Origin of the sequence: Winogradskyella litoriviva (assembly GCF_013249065.1) — a bacterium.
Lineage (GTDB): Bacteria > Bacteroidota > Bacteroidia > Flavobacteriales > Flavobacteriaceae > Winogradskyella > Winogradskyella litoriviva.
This window is the reverse complement of sequence record NZ_JABRWQ010000001.1, coordinates 603,916-623,328: the sequence shown is the minus strand read 5'-3', so window position 1 is coordinate 623,328 and position 19,413 is coordinate 603,916. Positions and strand designations below refer to the sequence as shown.

The following is a 19,413-nucleotide window of genomic DNA, read 5'->3' as shown; positions in this document are numbered from 1 at the left end:
TAAAATGGAGTAATTATGTATGTTGTAATGTATGCTTTTAGAGTAAAACCTAATCAAGAAGATAGTTTTATTGAAGCTTGGAAAGGGTTAACTTCTTTAATTTACAAACACGAAGGAAGTTTAGGCTCTAGATTACATAAAAAAGATGACTTAAAATATTTAGCATATGCACAATGGCCAAATCAAAGTACTTTTGATAAGGCTGGTGCAAATTTACCAGAAGAAGCAAACCGTTATAGAGAAATAATGAAATCTGCTTGTGAGAAAGTTGAAGTATTAGAAAAATTAGAAGTCGTTGAAGACCTTCTAAAATAAGAAAGTGAATAAGAAATTTATATTCATATTGGTTTTTTTTATCGGAATGTTAAGCGTTCCGCAGGCAAGTTATGCTCAAGTAGATTTTAATAAAAGACCAGATGATGACTTAGGGAATTATGAAGACGAATTTCAAGAACATTTTTTTGAAGCTTTAAAACAAAAAGGAATTGAAAACTATGATCGTGCAGTAGATGAGCTTCATAAGTGTTTAAATCTTAATAGTAAGCTTCCTGTTATTTATTTTGAACTTGGTAAAAACTACAATAAGCTTAAAAATTTTGGTGCAGCAGAAGACAATCTAAAAAAAGCAATAGAAATGCAACCAGATAATGTTTGGTTTTTAGATGAGCTTTACGATGTGTATTTTCAGCAAGATGATATTAAAAATGCTTTAAAAACAATAAAGCAATTGGTAAAGTATCATCCAGATTATAAAGAAGATTTAGCAGCTCTTTATGTTAGAGAAGAAAAATACAAACAAGCTTTAGATATTTTAGATGAATTAGATGAAGAATATGGATTGAGTGAATCTAGAGACGCAATGCGTAATGATATTTATAGTATTACTGGTAATGCAGATGATAGAATTGAAAATTTAGAGCAACGTATTGCTAATAACCCAAATAATGAAGACAATCATTTAAAACTGATTTATAGATACAGTCAATCTGGTGATCGTAAAAATGCCTACAAAGCTGCTAGAAACTTATTAAAAGTAAAGCCAGATTCTAAATTTGTGCATTTAGCGCTGTATAAGTTTTATCTTCAAGAAGGTAAGGTAGATGATGCAATAAGTTCTGTAAAAACGGTTTTAACAAGTCCAGAGATTAACGCAGATGCCAAGGCAAAAGTTTTAAAAGATTTCGTGGCATTTGTAGGTAGAAATCCAGAGTACGAATCTGATTTAATAGAAATTACATCATTAATAGACGAAAACAAAGATGCACAAACCCATAACGATTTAGGTCATTATTATTTAAAAGCAGGTGATAAATTAAAAGCACTGTCAAATTTTAAAGAAGCTTTAAAACAAAGTCCTAACGACTTTAAATTAATAAAAGACGTATTGTTGCTTCAAATAGATATTGAGGATTATAAAGCGGTTGTAATTGATGGGGAAAGCGCTTTAGAATTATATCCTGCACAACCTATTTTGTATTTAGTAACAGGTGTTGCTAATAACAAATTAGGGAATTCTAAAAAAGCCATTGAGTATTTAGAAATGGGATTAGATTATTTAATCGATAACCCAAACATGGAATCCGATTTTTATTCAGAATTAAGTATGGCCTACAAAGCCCTAAATAATATTAGTAAATCTGAAACGTTTGCTAAAAAAGCAAAAGCCCTAAAACTTCAACAATAAATGAAATCTCCTAAAATATATAACAAATTCAAAGTTACTATTAGTGCTTTGCTTATACTGTTAACTTTCAGTTGTAATTCTGCTAAAAATGTTATTGCATCTGGTAAAGCGAGTGATAAACTTTCTGTAAAACAAGTTATAAAACAGTATGATAAAAATAGTACAGATTTTAAAACCTTAAAAGCTAGAGTTAAAATAGATTTGACTCAAAACGATAAAACACAAGGTGCTGGTTTTTCACTTCGTATAGAAAAAGATAAAGTGATTTGGCTTAGCGAATCTGTTTTAGGAATGGCTCGTATGATGATTACACCAGACAAAGTGAAGTTTTACAACAAATTAGATAATCAATATTTTGATGGTGATTACAAACTATTAAGCGATGTTGTTGGTATAGATTTAGATTTTATGAAAGTGCAAAACATTTTATTGGGTCAGGCAATTTATAATTTAAAATCAGAGCCACATCAAGTTGCGGTAAACGGTAATTCTTATGCAGTAAGTCCAAAAGACCAAAGTGCGCTTATGGAATTGTTTTATCTAATTAATCCGTCGCATTTTAAAATGGATAGTTTGCAATTGCAACAACAATTAAAAAAACGAATGCTTCAAGTAGATTACGCAACGTATCAAGAAGTAGATAAACAAATCATTCCTAAAAATATTAGAATTATTGCTGTTGATGATAGTGATGAGGTTGCTGTTGCTATGGAGTTTAAATCTGTATCTTTGAATGATGAAGTGCGGTTTCCGTTTAAAATCCCTTCAGGTTATAAAGAAATTGTTTTAAAATAATTGGTTGTCCTTTCGACAAATTGAAATATGAACGACGAGAAATCTCACCTTATAATTGCTGTAAAAAAACTAACATGCGTTTTGTTTTTGTTAGGTTTTTTAATGTCTACTACTACGGGTTTTGCACAAAGTGACAAGCAAAAAAAATTAGAAGCACAACGTCAGCAAAAATTAAAAGAAATAAAACTCATAAATGCATTATTATATACAAAAAAGAAAGAGCAAAAATCGGCAATTACTTTAATAGAAGATATCAATTACAAAGTAAGTGTTCGTAAAAATTTAATTAGAATAACTAACGAGCAAGCCAATTTATTGACTAGAGAAATCAATAACAATCAAAACGAAATTACGAGCTTAAAAACGCAGTTAAAAGAGCTTAAAGATGATTATGCTGCTATGGTAGTAAAATCCTATAAAAGTAAATCTGAGCAAAGCAAAGTAATGTTTTTGCTATCTTCTAGTAACTTTCAGCAAGCATACAAAAGGTTGCAATACATAAAACAATATTCTAATTACCAAAAGGAACAAGGCGAAGCCATAAAATCTAAGACTAAAGAGTTAGAGCAATTAAATGTTGAATTGTCTAAACAAAAAGAGGACAAGCAGAAACTAATAGAAGAAAACCGTATTGCTAAAAGAGAATTAGAAGGCGAATTAAAAGAACGAGAAGTTTTAATGGCATCTATTAAATCTGAAATGGGAAAATTCTCCGCTCAGATTAAAAAGAAAAAACAAGAAGCAGCACGTTTAGATAAAGAGATTGATCGTTTAATTAAAGAAACCATTGCTGCGGCTAATAAGAAAACGGGTAAAACGTCAACTAAAGGTAAGTTTGTAGAAACACCTGAAGCAAAAAAACTATCAGCGAATTTTGAATCTAATAGAGGAAGATTAGGTTGGCCTGTTGCAAGAGGAGTTATTAAAGGTAAGTTTGGAAAAAGACGCTCATTAACCGATAATTCCATTACCCAAAATTATAAAAGTATATACATAGCAACAGATACTAACTCAGATGTAAAAGCTGTTTTTAATGGTGTGGTTGCTGAAATTCACGTAATGAAACGTGGTAATCCTACCATTTTGGTTAGACATGGTAGTTATTTGAGTGTTTACATGAACCTTGCGGAAGTAAAGGTTAAGAAAGGCGATAAAATAAAAACTGGGCAAGTAATAGGTAAGGTTTTCTCTAACAAATCATCTGGAGAATCACTTTTAGGATTCAGAATTTATAAAAACGATCAAGTTCTTAACCCAGAACCTTGGCTGGCTAAATACTAATCAAAAAGTGCTTTAAGCTCTGTTGCATCAGCTGGTTTCATTTTACCAGCTAAGAGTAAGCTCAATTGTTTACGTCTTAAAGCTGCATCAAAACGTTCTTTTTCTAATTCAGTTTCTGGTACTAATTCTGGTATTTTTACTGGTCGTCCTGTGTCATCTACGGCAACAAAGGTATATATAGCTTCGTTTGCTTTAATGCGTTCGCCAGATTCTCTGTCTTCAATCCAAACATCCATATAGATTTCCATAGATGATGAAAACGCTCTAGAAACTTTTGCTTCAATCATAACTACACTGCCTAAAGGAATTGCTCTATTAAAAGCTACATGATTAACAGACGCTGTAACAACAATGCGTCTAGAGTGTCGTCTTGCAGCAATACTAGCAGCTCTATCCATACGTGCTAATAGTTCGCCACCAAATAAATTATTGATAGGATTGGTTTCACTTGGTAAAACTAAATCGGTAACAATTGTTTTAGATTGAGAAGCTGTTCTAGATTGCATAAAAGATTAAAATTTGTGCAAATATAGAGCGATTTTATAACGCGTTGTATGAATAAGTATAAAAAGTAGAAAAACTCGTTAGACAATATGTAAAAAGCTTACTTAAGCTTCTTAATTAGCAACCAGGCATCACGATTATGCTCTCTTCGAATCTTATAAAGTTGTTTTTGAGCTTCTTCTCTAGATGTATAACTGCCGTAAACTACCTCATGCAAACCATAACGATTTACACCAATTTTTCTGGCACGATAGCCTTTGTTTCTAAGCTGATTTACTTTTTTATCAGAATTAGCTTCAACTCTAAAAGCACCTGCAACAACATGGTAATTACCACTTTGCTTTTCTAAATTTAACGTAGCAGCAGGTAATGGATTACTAATAACAAAAGTAGCTTCTTGCACCTTAGCATCGAGTTGCTCATAAGCTTGTTCTTGCGCTAATTGGTTTTGATTTGCAATCTTATTGTTTTTTGAGTAAGTAATAAGTGCCAAACTACTGAACCCTATAACAAACACGGCTGCAGCAGCATATTTTATCCAATTATGGTTTGCACGTTTTTCTGGAGTTAAAATAATTGGTGTATGGACTTCTATATTTTCAACATTCTCTAAATATATCTCACGATTTACATCAGAAGACGTAAAATGAGATAAGCCAAAAGAATCCGTTAAGTAGTTGATATGACTAGATGGGTCAAATTGAATTTTACCATCAGTATTTAATACCAAATCACCAATATTTTTAAACTTTACAGTTTCACCGTCAGTTAAAAGAGATTTAATAGACTTTATTTTTTTAGAGATATTATTAAGAGCTGTTGCGTAAGGTATTTTCTCAACCTCAGCAATATAATTACCCAACAATCCATCATTTTGTTGTAACTGCTCGTTAAAAGACAATGCCTTTTTTGGAGGGTAAAATGTATGTGTTGTTTCGTGTACTTTAGCCGAAACACGCTGTGTTAAAAAAGCTCCAAACCCAGGAACAGTAACACAATCGTATCGGTATAAAAGGTCGCTAATGTAAGTCTCTAACTGCATATAACGCAAAGTTAAAAATTTTTGTTTCTGAACGAAATTTAGTTTGACTTAGTTATTAACATCGAAATTATTAATTATCTATGTGATTGATTTGCTATGAATTCTAGACAAAATATTTACTAAAATTGACGCTTATTTTTAGAGATTTGTGCGTGGGTCATAATTTCTATAATCAGGAATTTTTGGCAATAGTCGTTTTAGTTCGGCACGTCTATACGTTATATTGAAGTCTCTAAAGAAACTACTTTTTAGGCCTTTAGAATAAAATACAATAAACCCATCTCTCATGATTTCAATTTTCGCCATATCAAATTTCAATCCAACAAGTTGTGTGTTCAATTTTTTAGAATAATCAAAAGTGCTGAATATTGAAGAGGTATCATTTTTGAAAAATGAAAATTCATTTAAATCCATTAAAGTTAGAGTTGGTTTTATGGTAACAGAGTCTTCAATACTATTAAATTTTGAATTTTGTGCTGTGGCGATAAAAGAAAGCATTAAGAGGAAGATAAATATTGAGCGCGATTTCATAAGTTATTATTGATGTTATAAAAATAAGAAAAACCTTCTTTTATCTTGAGAAGTATTTCGTTAAATTACACGCTAAAGAATTCTAATTAATGACAGACCAGCAACTTATTTACGCTTTAGCATTGCAACACGTTCCAAAAATAGGAGCAACAACGGCTAAAAAGTTAATTAATCATTGTGGTTCTGCAGAAGCGGTTTTAAATGAAAAACAATCTACACTTTTAAAAATAGATGGTATTGGTACTATTACAATTCAAGGGCTTTTTGATAAAATACATTTAGAAGAAGCTGAGCGCGAATTAAAATTTATAAAAGACAACGCTATTGTTTCGCATTATTTTACAGATGATACCTATCCTGAACGTTTAAAACACTGCATTGATGGTCCTATTGTATTATTTCAATCTGGTAATATTAATATAAAACAACAACGTATTATTAGTATTGTTGGTGCACGCAAAATAACTACTAGTGGTATTGCATTTTGCGAAAAATTAGTAGAATCTTTATCTCAGTTTAATCCTATAATAGTTTCTGGTTTTGCTTACGGAACTGATATTACAGCACAAAGAGCTGCTGTAAAACACAATTTGCAAACCGTTGGTTGTTTGGCACATGGACTCAACCAAATATATCCTAAGGTACATAAAAAGTATGTGGCAGATATTGAAAATCATGGTGGTTTTTATACTGATTTTTGGAGTTCAGACCCATTTGATAGAAATAATTTTCTAAAACGAAACCGTATTATTGCAGGCCTTAGTGAAGCAACGATTGTTATAGAATCAGCAGAAAAAGGTGGAAGTTTAGTTACCGCAGATATTGCTAATTCTTATAATAGAGAAGTATTTGCAGTACCAGGAAGAACTACGGATAGCCAGAGCGTAGGTTGTAATAATTTAATAAAATTCCAAAAAGCCCATTTATTATCTAATCCTTTGGATGTGCCTTATATGTTGAATTGGGAATTAGAATCAGACAAAAAACCAGCAGTACAACAACAATTATTTGTAGAGTTAGAACCCGATGAAAAAATCATTTATAATTTTTTAAAAGAGAATAATAAAGAATTACTAGATGTCATAGCATTACGATGCGAAATGCCAACCTATAAGATAGCAGGCATATTGCTTAATATGGAATTGAAAGGTGTTGTAAGGCCTTTACCAGGTAAATTGTTTGAGGTTATTTAGGTTTTTTATCTATAAAAATTAATTTTAACACATTCGCCAGAAGTACTGCAATTGCTGCGTAACCCAACGCATCTATAGAACCATTCTTTATTCTTGAAAAGGTTACAAGAATCATGGCAATGATAACAAGAACAGAGGTTACAGGTGATTTATTCATTTGTCATTGGAACCTGTTATTAATACCCAACCTTAGCTCTAACTCGCTTTAAAACATCATCTGCAACCAATTTAGCCTTAGCAGCGCCTTTAGCTAAGGCAGCATCAACTTCTTCAAGATTATCCATATAATACGCATAACGTTCTCTTTGTTGAGAAAAACGCTCTAAAACCAATTCATATAATGCTTGTTTAGCGTGTCCGTAGCCGTAGTTTCCACCTTCATAATTGACTTTCATTTCTGCAATTTGGTCATCAGAAGCTAATAAACTATATATGGCAAAACAGTTACAGGTTGACCAATCTTTTGGGTCTTCTAGAGGTGTACTGTCAGTTTCAATAGACATTATTTTTTTACGTAATTTTTTTTCGGGTAAAAATATATTGATGAAGTTATCTCTACTTTTGCTCATCTTTTCTCCATCTGTACCAGGAATCAACATACCGTTTTCTTGTATTTTTCCTTCAGGTAACACAAAAGCTTCTCCCATTTTTGCATGGAAACGAGAGGCGACATCGCGTGTCATTTCAATATGTTGTAATTGATCTTTTCCAACCGGAATTATTTCTGCATCATACAATAAAATATCTGCAGCCATTAACATTGGATAGGTAAACAAACCAGAGTTAACATCTTCTAAACGATCTGCTTTATCTTTAAAACCATGAGCTAAAGTTAAACGTTGGTATGGAAAGAAACAGCTTAAATACCATGATAATTCTGTTACTTGCGGAATATCACTTTGTCTGTAAAATACTGTTTTTTCAATATCTAACCCAAACGCTAACCATGTTGCAGCTACAGAGTAGGTGTGATTTCTTAGTTCTTCAGCATCTTTAATTTGAGTTAACGTATGTAGGTTGGCAATAAATAAAAACGAATCGTTATTAGCATCGTTTGCCATTTCTATTGCTGGTAATATTGCCCCTAATATATTGCCTAAATGTGGTGTTCCTGTACTTTGTACGCCTGTTAATATTCTTGCCATGTTTACTTCCTGCGTAAACAGGAATCTTTTAAATTAAACTTAGTTGAAAAAACAAAGGTAAATTTTTTAGCAGAACAATTAGAAACGATTTAATTTAAATAGTTAGTTTTGGTGTTATGACAATTTTTAAATATCCTTTTTGGGTTTTATATCGTATTTGGTTCTATGTTTTAGTAGCCATTCCGATTATTGTATTGTTTCCTCTTCTTATAATTTCAATTTCTAGAGAGCGATGGTATCCTTTGTTTTTTAGGCTTGCTCGTATTTGGTCTAAGTTTATTTTAATAGGGATGGGCTTTGGCTATAAAATTAAAAGAGAAGAAATACCAAATCCTGATAAGAGTTATATGTTTATAGCTAACCATACATCAATGGCAGATATTATGCTAATGTTGGTTGCTGTTAAAAATCCGTTTGTGTTTGTTGGTAAGCAAGAATTGGCTAAAATTCCGTTGTTTGGATTCTTTTATAAAAGAACATGTATTTTAGTAGATAGAAGCAGTGCTAAAAGTAGACAAGCTGTGTTTTTAAGAGCACAAAGGCGATTAAAACAGGGTGTTAGTATTTGTATATTTCCCGAAGGTGGCGTGCCAGAAGAACATATTTTGTTAGATAGCTTTAAAGATGGTGCGTTTCGTTTAGCAATTAACCATCAAATACCAGTTGTGCCTTTAACATTCTATGATAATAAGAAGCGATTTTCTTATACGTTTTTTAGTGGTAGTCCAGGTAAAATGCGTGCTAAGATTCACAAATTTATTCCAACAGAAGGTTTAACAGCACAAGACACAAAGCATTTAAATGAAAAAACGAGAACTTTAATTTATAACGAACTAAGTTCATTAAAAGCATAAAAAAAGCTACTCTAACCAGGAGTAGCTTTTATAATCATTGCATTTGTATTCATCATAGCTTTTTTGTTGCAATAACCTAACCTAAAACTTATAACTTAAGCCTGTATAAACACCAATAAAGAAAGGTTTAAAATCACCTGTTGTATTATTGAATGTGTTAATTTGATATTTAAATGTTGGTTGTAGATTTAGATTCCATTGTTTTGATAAACTGTAATCCATACCTAATCCAAAATTGGCACTAAAACTAGTGTCATTTATATTGTTTGCTTCACCTATTAAAGTTGTTGAGCCGTTAACATCTGCGTAAATTTCATTGTTACTTAAAATGAATGTACTAAATCCACCTATAACATTAATACCAAATTTTTTGTCTAATAAGCGGTATTCTAATTCAACAGGTACTTCAATAAAGCCAAATTTTTGATCAATGCTACCTGTTTCTTTGGTATTAAATAACTCTGGAGTAGAGGATCTATTCATCATAACAGTGCTCATAAGAGACACGTGTTCTTCATTATTATTAAACGAAATGTTTTTAAATTCTGCATCTACACCTCTAGCAGCCGTTTCTGCTCCTGTAAACGCATAGACATCAGAAGTAGTTTGGTTTAAGTTAACACGGTTAATACCAGCCCTAATTTTTAATTTTTTAGAAATAGAATAACTTCCAGCAATACCGTAACTCATATTAATATCACTGCTTTTGTCGTTGTCGTTAAATTGTTTGTCTAATGAAGAACCTTGACCGAATGAATTAAAATAAACAGGTGCAACATTTGGTGCAATGCTCCACCTGCTTTGGTCATCTTCTTTTTCTTCTTCATTTATTGTTTTATTATTTTCTGCTATAGCGTTTTCTATAGATTCTTTTATTGGGTCTTCAATCAGTGAATTCTCAGCTTCAGTAGCTTCAGATTTTGCGGATTCTGCAGAATTTAAATTTGTTTCTTCTTTTATTTTTTGCGAAGATTGATTTTCTGCTATAACTGTTTTATTTTCATTAATAGCTTTTTTAATTGCAGATTTTCTTTCCGTTTCAGATTTAAGTTGCGTTTTATTTTCAGACTCTAAAGTTGAATTTGAAGTCTTTTGATTAGCTACTTTACTATTATTTTCTTCTTTGTTTGTAACCGTTGAAAGATTACTATGCTTATCAATAGATTTAGAGGCTTCTTTTACTTTATTTGTATTGGCAACTGCATTAGATGTTTTAACAGAATGATTAGGTGTTGTTATTTGATTTGAAGCGTTTGAATTAAGAAGATTTTCATTTTCAGAGTCTTTAGATATTGACTCTAGTTTAGAATCCATATTTGAATCTGCTACTTTAGAATTATCTTCATCAGTTTTTATTAAATCCTTCTGCTCTTTATTTATTGAATTGTTGGTGTTGTCAATTTCAGAATTAGTGTCATTTTTATCTGGTGTATTTACAATAGGGAATTCTTCCGAATTACTTCTGTCATTATTAAAAACAGAAACACCAACAGTAAACATTATGGCAATAGCAGCTGCAACACCACCAAGTTGCCACCAAAGCGCAATAACTCTACGTTTCTTCTTTTTCTTAGGAAGACTTTCGCTAATTCGTTCCCAAACAGCATCGTTAGGTGTAACTTCAAAGTCTTTAAACTTTTCTTGAAAAAGTCTATCTATGTTCTTTTTATCGTTCATTATACTGAGTGCGAATTTGAGTTCGCGTTATAATCTTCTATTTTTTGTTTTAAAATCATCCTTGCTCTTGCTAAGTTAGATTTTGATGTTCCGGTTGAAATATTTATTAATTCACTAATTTCAACATGAGAATAACCATCTAATACATATAGGTTAAATACCAATCTGTATCTGTCTGGTAATTCTTGAATAATGCTTAGTAAATAATCAATACTTACATCATCTTCATTAATATCTACTGATACGTCTTCAATATTTCCTTCGTTAATAATATCATAAACACCAACATCTTCTCTATACCGTTGCAATGATGTGTTTATTGCAATACGTTTAAGCCAACCTTCAAAAGAACCTTTATTATTATACTGACCTATTTTACTAAAAATAGTTATAAATGCATCATGCAAATTATCTTCTGCTTCTGCATAGTTTTTTGAGTACTTAAGACAAAGCGAAAATAATTTACTTGCAAATTGCTTGTATAATTGGCTTTGAGCTTGAGCATCTTGATTAATACAGTTTTTTATGAGTAGATTTAAACTCACATGATTCTAGGAATTAATTAATAATTAGTCTCTTACTGGTTGGTCAGAAATGTACCTACCATCCATAACAGGCATTTCTACCAAATAATACTGATCTTCACCATTTTCGTCTTCACCTTGATAAAACTTAAACACATAAGTTTCGTATCCTGTTACTGTAAAATCGAAATTAACAGAAACTTGTTCAGGTTCACCATCACAGTTCGTTATATTATTGGAATAAACAGTATTTACAACAGCTATTGTTCTTTCGTGTCCATCAATTTCGTAAATAAAGTCATTAAAGTAATAACACGAATTGGGTTTGGTGTAAGTCACTAAAATTTCATACGTTTCTCCATGTACAAAATACTCAGGCATCTCAACACTTTCAACAGGCAACACTTCTAAATAAAAACTATCAGAAGGATCATCATCTAGGCTACATGATGTAAAGGTTAAAATGAATGCAAATGCTAATAGGGCAACTTTTTTCATACTTAATTATAATCAATTTCACTTTATAGATGCAAAAAAAGCAAAAGGGTTGCGTCTAAAATTAAAAAAATCCTGAAATTCAGGATTTTTTTAATTTTATATTATTTAGACTCGTTAATCAATGTCCTCACTTTTTCTTCTAATTCATCCATTAAATCAGGATTGTCTTGTATTAAAAGCTTAACAGCATCTCTTCCTTGTCCAAGTTTCGTGTCGCCATAACTAAACCAAGACCCACTCTTTTTTACAATATCATGTTCTACTGCTAAATCTAATATTTCGCCTACTTTAGAAACACCTGCACCATACATAATGTCAAATTCTGCCAATCTAAACGGTGGAGCAACTTTGTTCTTAACCACCTTAACTCTGGTTTTGTTACCCATTACGTTTCCGTCACTATCTTTTATTTGTGTAGAACGTCTTATGTCTAAACGAACAGAAGCGTAGAATTTTAGTGCATTACCACCAGTTGTTGTTTCTGGGTTACCAAACATTACACCAATTTTTTCACGTAATTGGTTAATAAAGATTACTGTACAATTGGTTTTACTTATAGAAGCAGTTAATTTTCTCAGGGCTTGAGACATTAAACGTGCGTGTAATCCCATTTTAGAATCTCCCATTTCACCTTCTATTTCACTTTTTGGTGTTAATGCTGCAACAGAATCTACAACAACAATATCAATTGCACCAGATCTAATTAAATTATCTGCAATTTCTAAAGCCTGCTCACCATTATCTGGTTGAGAAATAATTAAATTATCTATATCAACACCTAATTTTTCAGCGTAAAAACGGTCAAAAGCATGCTCTGCATCAATAAATGCAGCAATTCCACCTGCTTTTTGAGCTTCTGCAATGGCATGTAATGTTAAGGTTGTTTTACCCGAAGATTCTGGTCCGTATATTTCAATAACACGACCTCTTGGATAACCACCAACGCCTAATGCAATATCTAAACCTAATGAGCCAGAAGAGATAGCCTCTACATCGACCACAGCTTGATCGCTCATTTTCATTACTGTTCCTTTTCCGTAAGCCTTATCTAACTTGTCTAAAGTTAATTTTAAAGCTTTTAATTTTGCATCTTTTTCGCTACTCATTTGTTCTTTTTTTTCTGAATTAATCTGATTTCAAAAATACGGCTAATTTTATTTATTATTTATTTTTTTCAGTTTTATGACGCAACCGTTTTCCGTATTTTACATCTAATAATTGAAATAGAACTTGTTGTTACTGTTGTTGTAAAAAATAGTACAAGTCTTCGAAGCCTCATTAAAATTTTAAAAAGCAGTATTAACTCAATTCTTTTTCATTTTTATTAACCAATCAAAAACTAATTATTATGAAAATAAGAATTACTAAACCATTAATTACAATAGTTCTTTTTTTAACAGTTTTCTCATGTTCCGATGATTTAGAAAATGAATCAACGGAAAATAACGTTGATCCAGTTGTTGTAAATCAATTAATAGAGGATCTATATGCTAAAATGTATACTCCTGGAACTGGAGGTACGTCAGGAATTTCATTTCGTCATGATGATTTAGGCCATAAAGGTTATGATATATATTCAGATTTATTAACAGGAGATATGGCGTTATCCGTCGGTGTTTATAACTATTTACCTTATGGATGGTATCAAGATGTTTGTAAATATGAAAGTACAGTAGATTTTACTAAAATAGACAACCAATTAGTGTGGACGCATTATTATAGTATAATTGAAACCGCCAATAGTATCATAGATGCTTTGGGTGGAGTAGACGAAGATCTCGTAAGCGATGAGAATCGTCATTTTTTTGGGCAAGCATTAGCTATGAGAGCACATTCATATTTTTACCTAACTCAATTTATGACTAATGATTATAATCCAACGGCTGAAATACTACCTCTATATACAGACGTTTCTAATGTTAATGTCGGAAAATCAACAACAACAGAGGTCTTTGAGTTAATTGAAGGTGATCTTCAAAATGCTATTTTGTTATTAGATGGTTACAATAGACCCAACAAAAAACATGTCAATAAAATCGTGGCGCAGTCAATTTTAGCTTATGCTATTGCTGCACAACAAGATGTGTCTCGTATGGATGAAATAGTAACCTTGTGTGATGCTGTTATTTCAAATAGTGGAGCAACTATTATGAATAGTACTGAGGTTACAGGAGGTTTTAATGATGTTTCGATACCAGGATGGCTTTGGGGAGCAGATATAACTGATGAGGTAGGTTTACTTTATGCTTCATGGTGGGGACAAATGGATTATTATACTTATGGTTATGCTGCAGAAGGTGAACATAAAGGGATTGATCAGAATTTGTATGATGCCATTCCTGCAAATGATATTAGAAAAACTCAGTTTTCTCCAGAGATTTTTTTGATGCCAACAGGTAAGTTTTACGATTCAGATCTTTTAGTAGGTGGTGGAGTGGAGGGTATAATTCCCTTTATTAAAGCAGATTATATTTATATGAGAATTGCAGAATTACATTTATTAAAGGCAGAATCATTGGCAAAAATAGGACAAGATGTAGCTGCCAGAACCGCTTTGTCTGAGGTTTTATCACAGCGTATTCCGGATATATCTTATTTAAATGGTTTGTCAGGTACTGCACTACAAGATGAAATATACCTACAAACACGTATTGAATTATGGGGAGAAGGAAAAACGTATTTAGCTTTAAAGCGAAATCATAGATCAACAGGTATAAGAGGTGATAATCACTTTTATTTAGCTGGGCAATCTTTTACACACAATGATGAGAGATTAACCTTTGAAATACCTCAAATAGTAATTGCGAACAACGAATTTATAAATAATCAAAATTAATTTTTTTCAATTTTTAACGCAACCCTTTTACACTTTTTGCATCTACTAAATGAAAAAGGAAAAAATTGCTATGAATACTATTAAAAAGATGGAGCAGTTTTTATAAACAAACATCCTCTTTTTAAACGTATTACAAAAACATTAGGTGTTTCAATTATCGTGTATTCCTCTATAGTTGTAAAGCCGGTGTAGATTGACTTTTGTAAATTTTTAGTTTTTAAGTTAGTAGTTAATCTAAAAAGCACTTTGATATTATCAAAGTGCTTTTTTTTATGCCTTTTCACTAAAAAGTCTACCTTTGCCCAATGTTACTAAAGCTATTACTGAAGTAACTATTAATTATTCTTTAACCTTAAAATTAGTATAGCATGCAACTGTACAATAACTTAAGTGCTAAAGAAAGAGCAGAACTTATTGAACAAGCCGGAAAAGAACGCTTAACAATCTCTTTCTACAAGTACGCCAAAATTGGTAATACCGAAATTTTTAGAAACCATCTATTTTTAGCTTGGGACGCGTTAGATGTCTTAGGAAGAATTTACGTGGCAAACGAAGGTATTAACGCACAACTCTCTGTGCCAGCTGAAAATTTTGAACCTTTCAAAAATCATTTAGACACCATTTCGTTTTTAGAAAATGTAAGATTAAATATTGCTGTTGAGCATGATAATTTTGCCTTTTTAAAGCTAAAAGTAAAAGTGCGTAATAAAATAGTCGCAGATGGATTAAACGATGCTTCTTTTGATGTTACTAATAAAGGTATTCATGTAAATGCCGAAAAATTTAACGAGCTCATTGAAGATCCAAATACGGTTTTGGTAGATATGAGAAATCACTACGAAAGCGAAATCGGTCATTTTAAAAATGCCGTAACGCCAGATGTTGATACCTTTAGAGAATCTTTAGATTTAATTGAAGAAGATTTAAGAGAACATAAAGACGATAAGAAATTGGTAATGTATTGCACAGGTGGAATCCGTTGCGAAAAAGCAAGTGCGTATTACAAACACAAAGGATTTAAAAATGTGTTTCAGTTAGAAGGTGGCATTATTAATTATGTGCGTCAAATTGAAGCCGAAGGTTTAGAAAATAAATTTTTAGGTAAGAATTTTGTGTTTGATCAACGTCGTTCAGAACGCATTTCAGATGATGTTATCGCCAATTGCCATCAATGTGGTGAGCCAGCAGATTTGCATACCAATTGTGCTAATGAAGCCTGTCACTTACTGTTTATACAATGCGACTCGTGTAAAGAAAAGATGGAGAATTGTTGCTCTACAAATTGTATGGAAATAAGTAAATTGCCATACGAAGAGCAAAAAGCTCTAAGAAAAGGACAAGGTAATAGCAATGATATATTCAAAAAAGGACGAGCAGATCATTTACCTTATAAAAAGGATTTGCGCAACATTTTTGAAACCATGAAACCTAACAATATCTAATTTAGTTATGCAAAAGATAGAGTTAATGGCACCTGCAGGAAATTTTGAATCCTTACAGGCAGCCTTAGATAATGGTGCAGATTCAATTTATTTTGGCGTAGAGCAACTCAATATGAGAGCAAGAGCTACAATTAACTTCACTTTAGAAGATCTACCAGAAATAGTTAAACGATGCGAAGCTAAAAATGTAAGAACCTACCTTACCTTAAATACCATTATATACGATCATGATTTATCAATTGTAAAAACATTAATTAAACAAGCCAAGCAAGCTAATGTTACTGCTGTTATAGCAATGGATCAAGCTGTTATTGCCGTTGCAAGAGAGCATAATATGGAAGTGCATATCTCTACACAAATAAACATTACTAATATTGAAACAGTAAAATTCTACGCATTATTTGCTGATACTATGGTATTAAGTAGAGAAGTCAGCTTAAGGCAAGTAAAACATATTACTGAGCAGATTGAAAAAGAACAAATAAAAGGGCCTTCAGGACGATTAGTAGAAATTGAAATATTTGGTCATGGTGCACTTTGTATGGCTGTTTCTGGTAAATGTTATATGAGTTTACATGCACATAACTCTTCTGCAAATAGAGGCGCTTGTAAACAAAATTGCAGAAAAAAATATACCGTTATTGATCAAGAAACTGGTGTAGAAATGGAACTAGATAACGAGTACATTATGTCGCCTAAAGATTTATGTACTATAGATTTTTTAGACCAAGTTGCAGATGCTGGTATAAAAGTTTTAAAAATTGAAGGTCGAGGTCGCGCACCAGAATATGTTGCTAAGGTTATAAAATGTTACAGGGAAGCCATCGATAGCATAGCTAATGATAATTATTCTAAAGAACAAGTAATTTCTTGGATGCAAGAATTAGAAAAGGTCTATAATCGTGGTTTTTGGAGTGGTTATTATTTAGGTCAGAAGTTAGGCGAATGGAGTAAAGGTTCTGGTAGCCATGCTACACAAAAGAAAGTTTATATTGGTAAAGGTGTTCACTTTTATCCAAAAGCAAAAATTGGTGAATTTAAAATTGAAGCGTACGATATTTCTATAGATGATACTATTTTAATTACAGGTCCAACAACTGGAGCTAAAGAATTTCAATTGAAGGAAATGTTGGTTAATGATGAAAAATTATTAAAAGGCACTAAAGGCGATTCTGTTACAATTCCATTAGATTTTAGAATTAGGCCATCAGACAAATTATACAAAATTGTAGAAAATAAAGTAGAAGCATAATGGTTGTTATTACACTACAACGCAACAAATGTATTGGCTGTAATTATTGTGTAGAATTAGCACCAAATCAGTTTCAAATGTCTAAAAAAGACGGCAAATCTGTATTGCTGCATTCCGAAGAAAAAAAAGGATTTTATACCCTAAAATCTAAAGATTATGAAATTTTAGAATCTTGTGAAAACGCCTCAAAAGCATGTCCTGTAAAAATAATTTCGGTAAAAAATATTTAATAAAAGAAGCATAAATTAAATCAGTTTTCTAGTTCAGATTAAAAACAATAAACATTGAGTTTTAGTAAGCTAAAGAAATAATCTTATCTTTACTCATTAATTATTTACGAATCCTATATCTAGTTTTTTAAAGACTCTAGATTTAATATATAAATTTTTTATGGCTTGTAACAGTTGCGCAACTGGAGAAGATGGCCAACCAAAAGGATGCAAAAACAATGGGACTTGCGGCACAGATAGCTGCAATAAACTTACTGTTTTTGATTGGTTAGCAAACATGTCACTTCCAAACGGACAAAAACCGTTTATAGGTGTAGAAGTACGTTTTAAAAACGGCAGAAAACACTATTATAAAAACACAGAAAACTTAACATTAAGCATTGGAGATATTGTGGCTACTCAGGCAAAGTCTGGTCACGATATTGGTATGGTTACACTTACTGGCGAATTAGTGCGTGTGCAAATGAAGCGTAAAAAAGTAAAACTAGACGACGCTGAAAATGTTTTAAAAATATACCGAAAAGCATCACAAAAAGATATTGATATTTGGTCGGCTGCTAGAGATAAGGAGGAGCCAATGAAGGTAAAAGCACGTCAGTTTGCTATAGATTTAAATCTGAAAATGAAAATTTCAGATATTGAATTTCAAGGTGATGGCAGTAAAGCTACTTTTTATTACACAGCAGAAGAGCGTGTAGATTTTAGAGAACTTATTAAAGTATTTGCGCGCGAGTTTAGAACACGTATTGAGATGAAACAAGTTGGCTTTAGGCAAGAAGCGGCAAGGCTTGGAGGTATTGGTTCTTGTGGTAGAGAATTATGTTGTTCTACATGGTTAACCGATTTTAGATCCGTAAGTACATCTGCTGCACGTTACCAACAACTATCATTAAATCCATTAAAACTTGCCGGACAATGTGGTAAGCTAAAATGCTGTCTTAATTATGAGTTAGATGCTTATTTAGATGCCTTAAAAGCGTTTCCAAAATCTGATGTTAAATTATATACTGAAAAAGGAAATGCAGTGTGCCAAAAGACCGATATTTTTAAAGGTTTAATGTGGTATGCTTATGAAGGTGAATGGATGAATTGGCATATTATTACTACAGAGCAAGCTAATGAAATTATAGAGAAAAATAAGAAAAGGGAAAAAGTAGCTAGTCTAGAAGAGTATGCAGCAGAGCATATAGAAGATACAAAAAATGAGTTTGAAAACGTTGTAGGTCAAGATAGTTTAACACGTTTCGATAGTCCAAAACCGAATAAGAAACGTAAAAACAATAGGAATAACCGAAACAACAAGAACAGAAGTAACAACAATAAGAATAATACTAACAAAGGTAATAACACCAATAATAAAAATAAATCTCAAAATCGAAACCGCAATCAAAAACCAAAAGCCAGAACAAATGCTAAATCTAATGCTAAAAAGGACTAACAGGTTAGTTTTAGTTCTACTAGGTTGTTTTATAATAACAAGTTGCGACTCAAAAGCTGTGTTTGATGAGTATCAATCTGTACCCAATCAATGGAATAAAGATTCTATTGCAAGTTTCAAATTTACTGCTCCAGATACATTAAATAATTACAATTTGTACGTTAATTTAAGAAATACAGATGCTTATAAATTTAGTAATTTATTTCTTCTGGTTGAATTAAATTATCCTAATGGTAAAGCAGTAACAGATACTTTAGAATACAAAATGGCAGCACCAAATGGAGAATTATTGGGCACAGGTTTTTCAGATATAAAAGAAAATAAATTGTGGTATAGAGGATTTAAGAAACCTTTTAAATTTACAGAAGAAGGTGATTATACAGTGAACATTCAGCATGCCATGAGAAACAATGGTGAAGTTAATGGTGTCGTTAATTTAGAGGGAATAACAGATATAGGGTTTAGAGTAGAACAGACTCAAAAGTAA

21 protein-coding genes are annotated in these 19,413 nt (G+C 31.8%); 12 read left to right on the top strand and 9 right to left on the bottom strand.

Features of this window, described 5'->3' with window-relative positions:
• Positions 1-15: 15 nt before the first annotated feature.
• Genes HNV10_RS02635 through HNV10_RS02620 form a run of 4 tightly spaced genes read left to right on the top strand, consistent with a single transcriptional unit; the run spans position 16 to position 3,760 of the window.
• Positions 16-315: an antibiotic biosynthesis monooxygenase family protein gene (locus HNV10_RS02635; protein WP_173299768.1), complete on the top strand. Its 300-nt coding sequence runs from the start codon at positions 16-18 to the stop codon at positions 313-315.
• A gap of 4 nt (positions 316-319) precedes the next feature.
• Positions 320-1,684 carry a tetratricopeptide repeat protein gene (locus HNV10_RS02630; protein WP_317166872.1) on the top strand — a complete coding sequence of 455 codons (1,365 nt, stop codon included), beginning with the start codon at positions 320-322 and terminating at the stop codon, positions 1,682-1,684.
• Positions 1,685-2,479: a DUF4292 domain-containing protein gene (locus HNV10_RS02625; protein WP_173299767.1), complete on the top strand. Its 795-nt coding sequence runs from the start codon at positions 1,685-1,687 to the stop codon at positions 2,477-2,479. It begins immediately after the preceding gene.
• Positions 2,480-2,506: 27 nt separating this feature from the next.
• The gene (locus tag HNV10_RS02620) at positions 2,507-3,760 is read left to right on the top strand and encodes a murein hydrolase activator EnvC family protein (RefSeq protein ID WP_173299766.1); all 1,254 of its coding nucleotides are present in this window, start codon (positions 2,507-2,509) and stop codon (positions 3,758-3,760) included.
• Here HNV10_RS02620 and HNV10_RS02615 read toward each other — a convergent pair.
• From HNV10_RS02615 to HNV10_RS02605, 3 genes are all read right to left on the bottom strand, one after another.
• Positions 3,757-4,266 carry an acyl-CoA thioesterase gene (locus HNV10_RS02615; RefSeq protein WP_173299765.1) on the bottom strand — a complete coding sequence of 170 codons (510 nt, stop codon included), beginning with the start codon at positions 4,264-4,266 and terminating at the stop codon, positions 3,757-3,759. The two genes, HNV10_RS02620 and HNV10_RS02615, sit on opposite strands and share 4 nt — an antisense overlap.
• Positions 4,267-4,364: 98 nt before the next feature.
• Positions 4,365-5,306 carry an HU domain-containing protein gene (locus HNV10_RS02610; RefSeq protein WP_173299764.1) on the bottom strand — a complete coding sequence of 314 codons (942 nt, stop codon included), beginning with the start codon at positions 5,304-5,306 and terminating at the stop codon, positions 4,365-4,367.
• A gap of 138 nt (positions 5,307-5,444) precedes the next feature.
• Positions 5,445-5,804 carry a hypothetical protein gene (locus tag HNV10_RS02605; protein WP_173299763.1) on the bottom strand — a complete coding sequence of 120 codons (360 nt, stop codon included), beginning with the start codon at positions 5,802-5,804 and terminating at the stop codon, positions 5,445-5,447.
• A 122-nt stretch (positions 5,805-5,926) separates the two neighbouring features.
• On the opposite strand from HNV10_RS02605, the gene dprA reads away from it, so the two are divergent.
• The gene (gene dprA, locus HNV10_RS02600) at positions 5,927-7,030 is read left to right on the top strand and encodes a DNA-processing protein DprA (protein ID WP_173299762.1); all 1,104 of its coding nucleotides are present in this window, start codon (positions 5,927-5,929) and stop codon (positions 7,028-7,030) included.
• On the opposite strand, the gene HNV10_RS02595 is transcribed toward dprA, so the two are convergent.
• Positions 7,023-7,187, bottom strand: coding sequence for a hypothetical protein (locus HNV10_RS02595; protein ID WP_173299761.1), 165 nt, complete (start codon positions 7,185-7,187; stop codon positions 7,023-7,025). The genes dprA and HNV10_RS02595 overlap by 8 nt on opposite strands.
• A 19-nt stretch (positions 7,188-7,206) precedes the next feature.
• Complete coding sequence (trpS, locus tag HNV10_RS02590; RefSeq protein WP_173299760.1) at positions 7,207-8,175, bottom strand: tryptophan--tRNA ligase; 969 nt, start codon at positions 8,173-8,175, stop codon at positions 7,207-7,209.
• A gap of 116 nt (positions 8,176-8,291) precedes the next feature.
• On the opposite strand from trpS, the gene HNV10_RS02585 reads away from it, so the two are divergent.
• Positions 8,292-9,029, top strand: coding sequence for a lysophospholipid acyltransferase family protein (locus HNV10_RS02585; protein ID WP_173299759.1), 738 nt, complete (start codon positions 8,292-8,294; stop codon positions 9,027-9,029).
• An 81-nt stretch (positions 9,030-9,110) separates the two neighbouring features.
• Here the strand turns inward: HNV10_RS02585 and HNV10_RS02580 are convergent, their stop codons facing one another.
• The 4 genes from HNV10_RS02580 to recA all read right to left on the bottom strand — a co-directional run bounded on the left by HNV10_RS02580 (position 9,111) and on the right by recA (position 12,834).
• Positions 9,111-10,706 (bottom strand): outer membrane beta-barrel protein, encoded by a 1,596-nt coding sequence (locus tag HNV10_RS02580; protein WP_173299758.1) that lies wholly within the window; start codon positions 10,704-10,706, stop codon positions 9,111-9,113.
• Positions 10,706-11,251, bottom strand: coding sequence for an RNA polymerase sigma factor (locus tag HNV10_RS02575; protein WP_173299757.1), 546 nt, complete (start codon positions 11,249-11,251; stop codon positions 10,706-10,708). Before HNV10_RS02575 ends, HNV10_RS02580 begins: the two co-directional genes overlap by 1 nt.
• Before the next feature lie 24 nt (positions 11,252-11,275).
• Entirely contained in the window at positions 11,276-11,728 is a 453-nt protein-coding gene (locus HNV10_RS02570) for a hypothetical protein (RefSeq protein ID WP_173299756.1), read from the bottom strand.
• Between the two features lie 101 nt (positions 11,729-11,829).
• On the bottom strand, positions 11,830-12,834 hold the full coding sequence (gene recA, locus HNV10_RS02565) for a recombinase RecA (RefSeq protein ID WP_173299755.1): 1,005 nt from the start codon (positions 12,832-12,834) through the stop codon (positions 11,830-11,832).
• 242 nt (positions 12,835-13,076) lie between these two features.
• On the opposite strand from recA, the gene HNV10_RS02560 reads away from it, so the two are divergent.
• The 6 genes from HNV10_RS02560 (at position 13,077) to HNV10_RS02535 (ending at position 19,413) form a co-directional block, all read left to right on the top strand.
• Positions 13,077-14,564, top strand: coding sequence for a RagB/SusD family nutrient uptake outer membrane protein (locus tag HNV10_RS02560; RefSeq protein ID WP_173299754.1), 1,488 nt, complete (start codon positions 13,077-13,079; stop codon positions 14,562-14,564).
• Between the two features lie 368 nt (positions 14,565-14,932).
• Positions 14,933-16,006: an oxygen-dependent tRNA uridine(34) hydroxylase TrhO gene (gene trhO / locus HNV10_RS02555; RefSeq protein WP_173299753.1), complete on the top strand. Its 1,074-nt coding sequence runs from the start codon at positions 14,933-14,935 to the stop codon at positions 16,004-16,006.
• A 7-nt stretch (positions 16,007-16,013) separates the two neighbouring features.
• Entirely contained in the window at positions 16,014-17,258 is a 1,245-nt protein-coding gene (locus HNV10_RS02550; protein WP_173299752.1) for a peptidase U32 family protein, read from the top strand.
• Positions 17,258-17,488, top strand: coding sequence for a ferredoxin (locus HNV10_RS02545; protein ID WP_173299751.1), 231 nt, complete (start codon positions 17,258-17,260; stop codon positions 17,486-17,488). The genes HNV10_RS02550 and HNV10_RS02545 overlap by 1 nt, the downstream gene beginning before the upstream one ends.
• A 160-nt stretch (positions 17,489-17,648) precedes the next feature.
• A complete protein-coding gene (locus tag HNV10_RS02540) occupies positions 17,649-18,926 on the top strand; it encodes a PSP1 domain-containing protein (RefSeq protein ID WP_173299750.1) in 1,278 nt (425 codons plus the stop codon).
• Entirely contained in the window at positions 18,898-19,413 is a 516-nt protein-coding gene (locus tag HNV10_RS02535) for a gliding motility lipoprotein GldH (protein ID WP_241695444.1), read from the top strand. Before HNV10_RS02540 ends, HNV10_RS02535 begins: the two co-directional genes overlap by 29 nt.

What these genes read in the sequence shown, in the direction of transcription:
- HNV10_RS02635 (WP_173299768.1), top strand. Translation starts at nt 16, where the DNA reads ATGTATGTTGTAATGTATGCTTTTAGAGTAAAACCTAATCAAGAAGAT.
- HNV10_RS02625 (WP_173299767.1), top strand. Translation starts at nt 1,685, where the DNA reads ATGAAATCTCCTAAAATATATAACAAATTCAAAGTTACTATTAGTGCT.
- HNV10_RS02620 (WP_173299766.1), top strand. Translation starts at nt 2,507, where the DNA reads ATGAACGACGAGAAATCTCACCTTATAATTGCTGTAAAAAAACTAACA.
- HNV10_RS02615 (WP_173299765.1), bottom strand. Translation starts at nt 4,266, where the DNA reads ATGCAATCTAGAACAGCTTCTCAATCTAAAACAATTGTTACCGATTTA.
- HNV10_RS02610 (WP_173299764.1), bottom strand. Translation starts at nt 5,306, where the DNA reads ATGCAGTTAGAGACTTACATTAGCGACCTTTTATACCGATACGATTGT.
- HNV10_RS02605 (WP_173299763.1), bottom strand. Translation starts at nt 5,804, where the DNA reads ATGCTTTCTTTTATCGCCACAGCACAAAATTCAAAATTTAATAGTATT.
- dprA (WP_173299762.1), top strand. Translation starts at nt 5,927, where the DNA reads ATGACAGACCAGCAACTTATTTACGCTTTAGCATTGCAACACGTTCCA.
- HNV10_RS02595 (WP_173299761.1), bottom strand. Translation starts at nt 7,187, where the DNA reads ATGAATAAATCACCTGTAACCTCTGTTCTTGTTATCATTGCCATGATT.
- trpS (WP_173299760.1), bottom strand. Translation starts at nt 8,175, where the DNA reads ATGGCAAGAATATTAACAGGCGTACAAAGTACAGGAACACCACATTTA.
- HNV10_RS02585 (WP_173299759.1), top strand. Translation starts at nt 8,292, where the DNA reads ATGACAATTTTTAAATATCCTTTTTGGGTTTTATATCGTATTTGGTTC.
- HNV10_RS02580 (WP_173299758.1), bottom strand. Translation starts at nt 10,706, where the DNA reads ATGAACGATAAAAAGAACATAGATAGACTTTTTCAAGAAAAGTTTAAA.
- HNV10_RS02570 (WP_173299756.1), bottom strand. Translation starts at nt 11,728, where the DNA reads ATGAAAAAAGTTGCCCTATTAGCATTTGCATTCATTTTAACCTTTACA.
- recA (WP_173299755.1), bottom strand. Translation starts at nt 12,834, where the DNA reads ATGAGTAGCGAAAAAGATGCAAAATTAAAAGCTTTAAAATTAACTTTA.
- HNV10_RS02560 (WP_173299754.1), top strand. Translation starts at nt 13,077, where the DNA reads ATGAAAATAAGAATTACTAAACCATTAATTACAATAGTTCTTTTTTTA.
- trhO (WP_173299753.1), top strand. Translation starts at nt 14,933, where the DNA reads ATGCAACTGTACAATAACTTAAGTGCTAAAGAAAGAGCAGAACTTATT.
- HNV10_RS02550 (WP_173299752.1), top strand. Translation starts at nt 16,014, where the DNA reads ATGCAAAAGATAGAGTTAATGGCACCTGCAGGAAATTTTGAATCCTTA.
- HNV10_RS02545 (WP_173299751.1), top strand. Translation starts at nt 17,258, where the DNA reads ATGGTTGTTATTACACTACAACGCAACAAATGTATTGGCTGTAATTAT.
- HNV10_RS02540 (WP_173299750.1), top strand. Translation starts at nt 17,649, where the DNA reads ATGGCTTGTAACAGTTGCGCAACTGGAGAAGATGGCCAACCAAAAGGA.
- HNV10_RS02535 (WP_241695444.1), top strand. Translation starts at nt 18,898, where the DNA reads ATGCTAAATCTAATGCTAAAAAGGACTAACAGGTTAGTTTTAGTTCTA.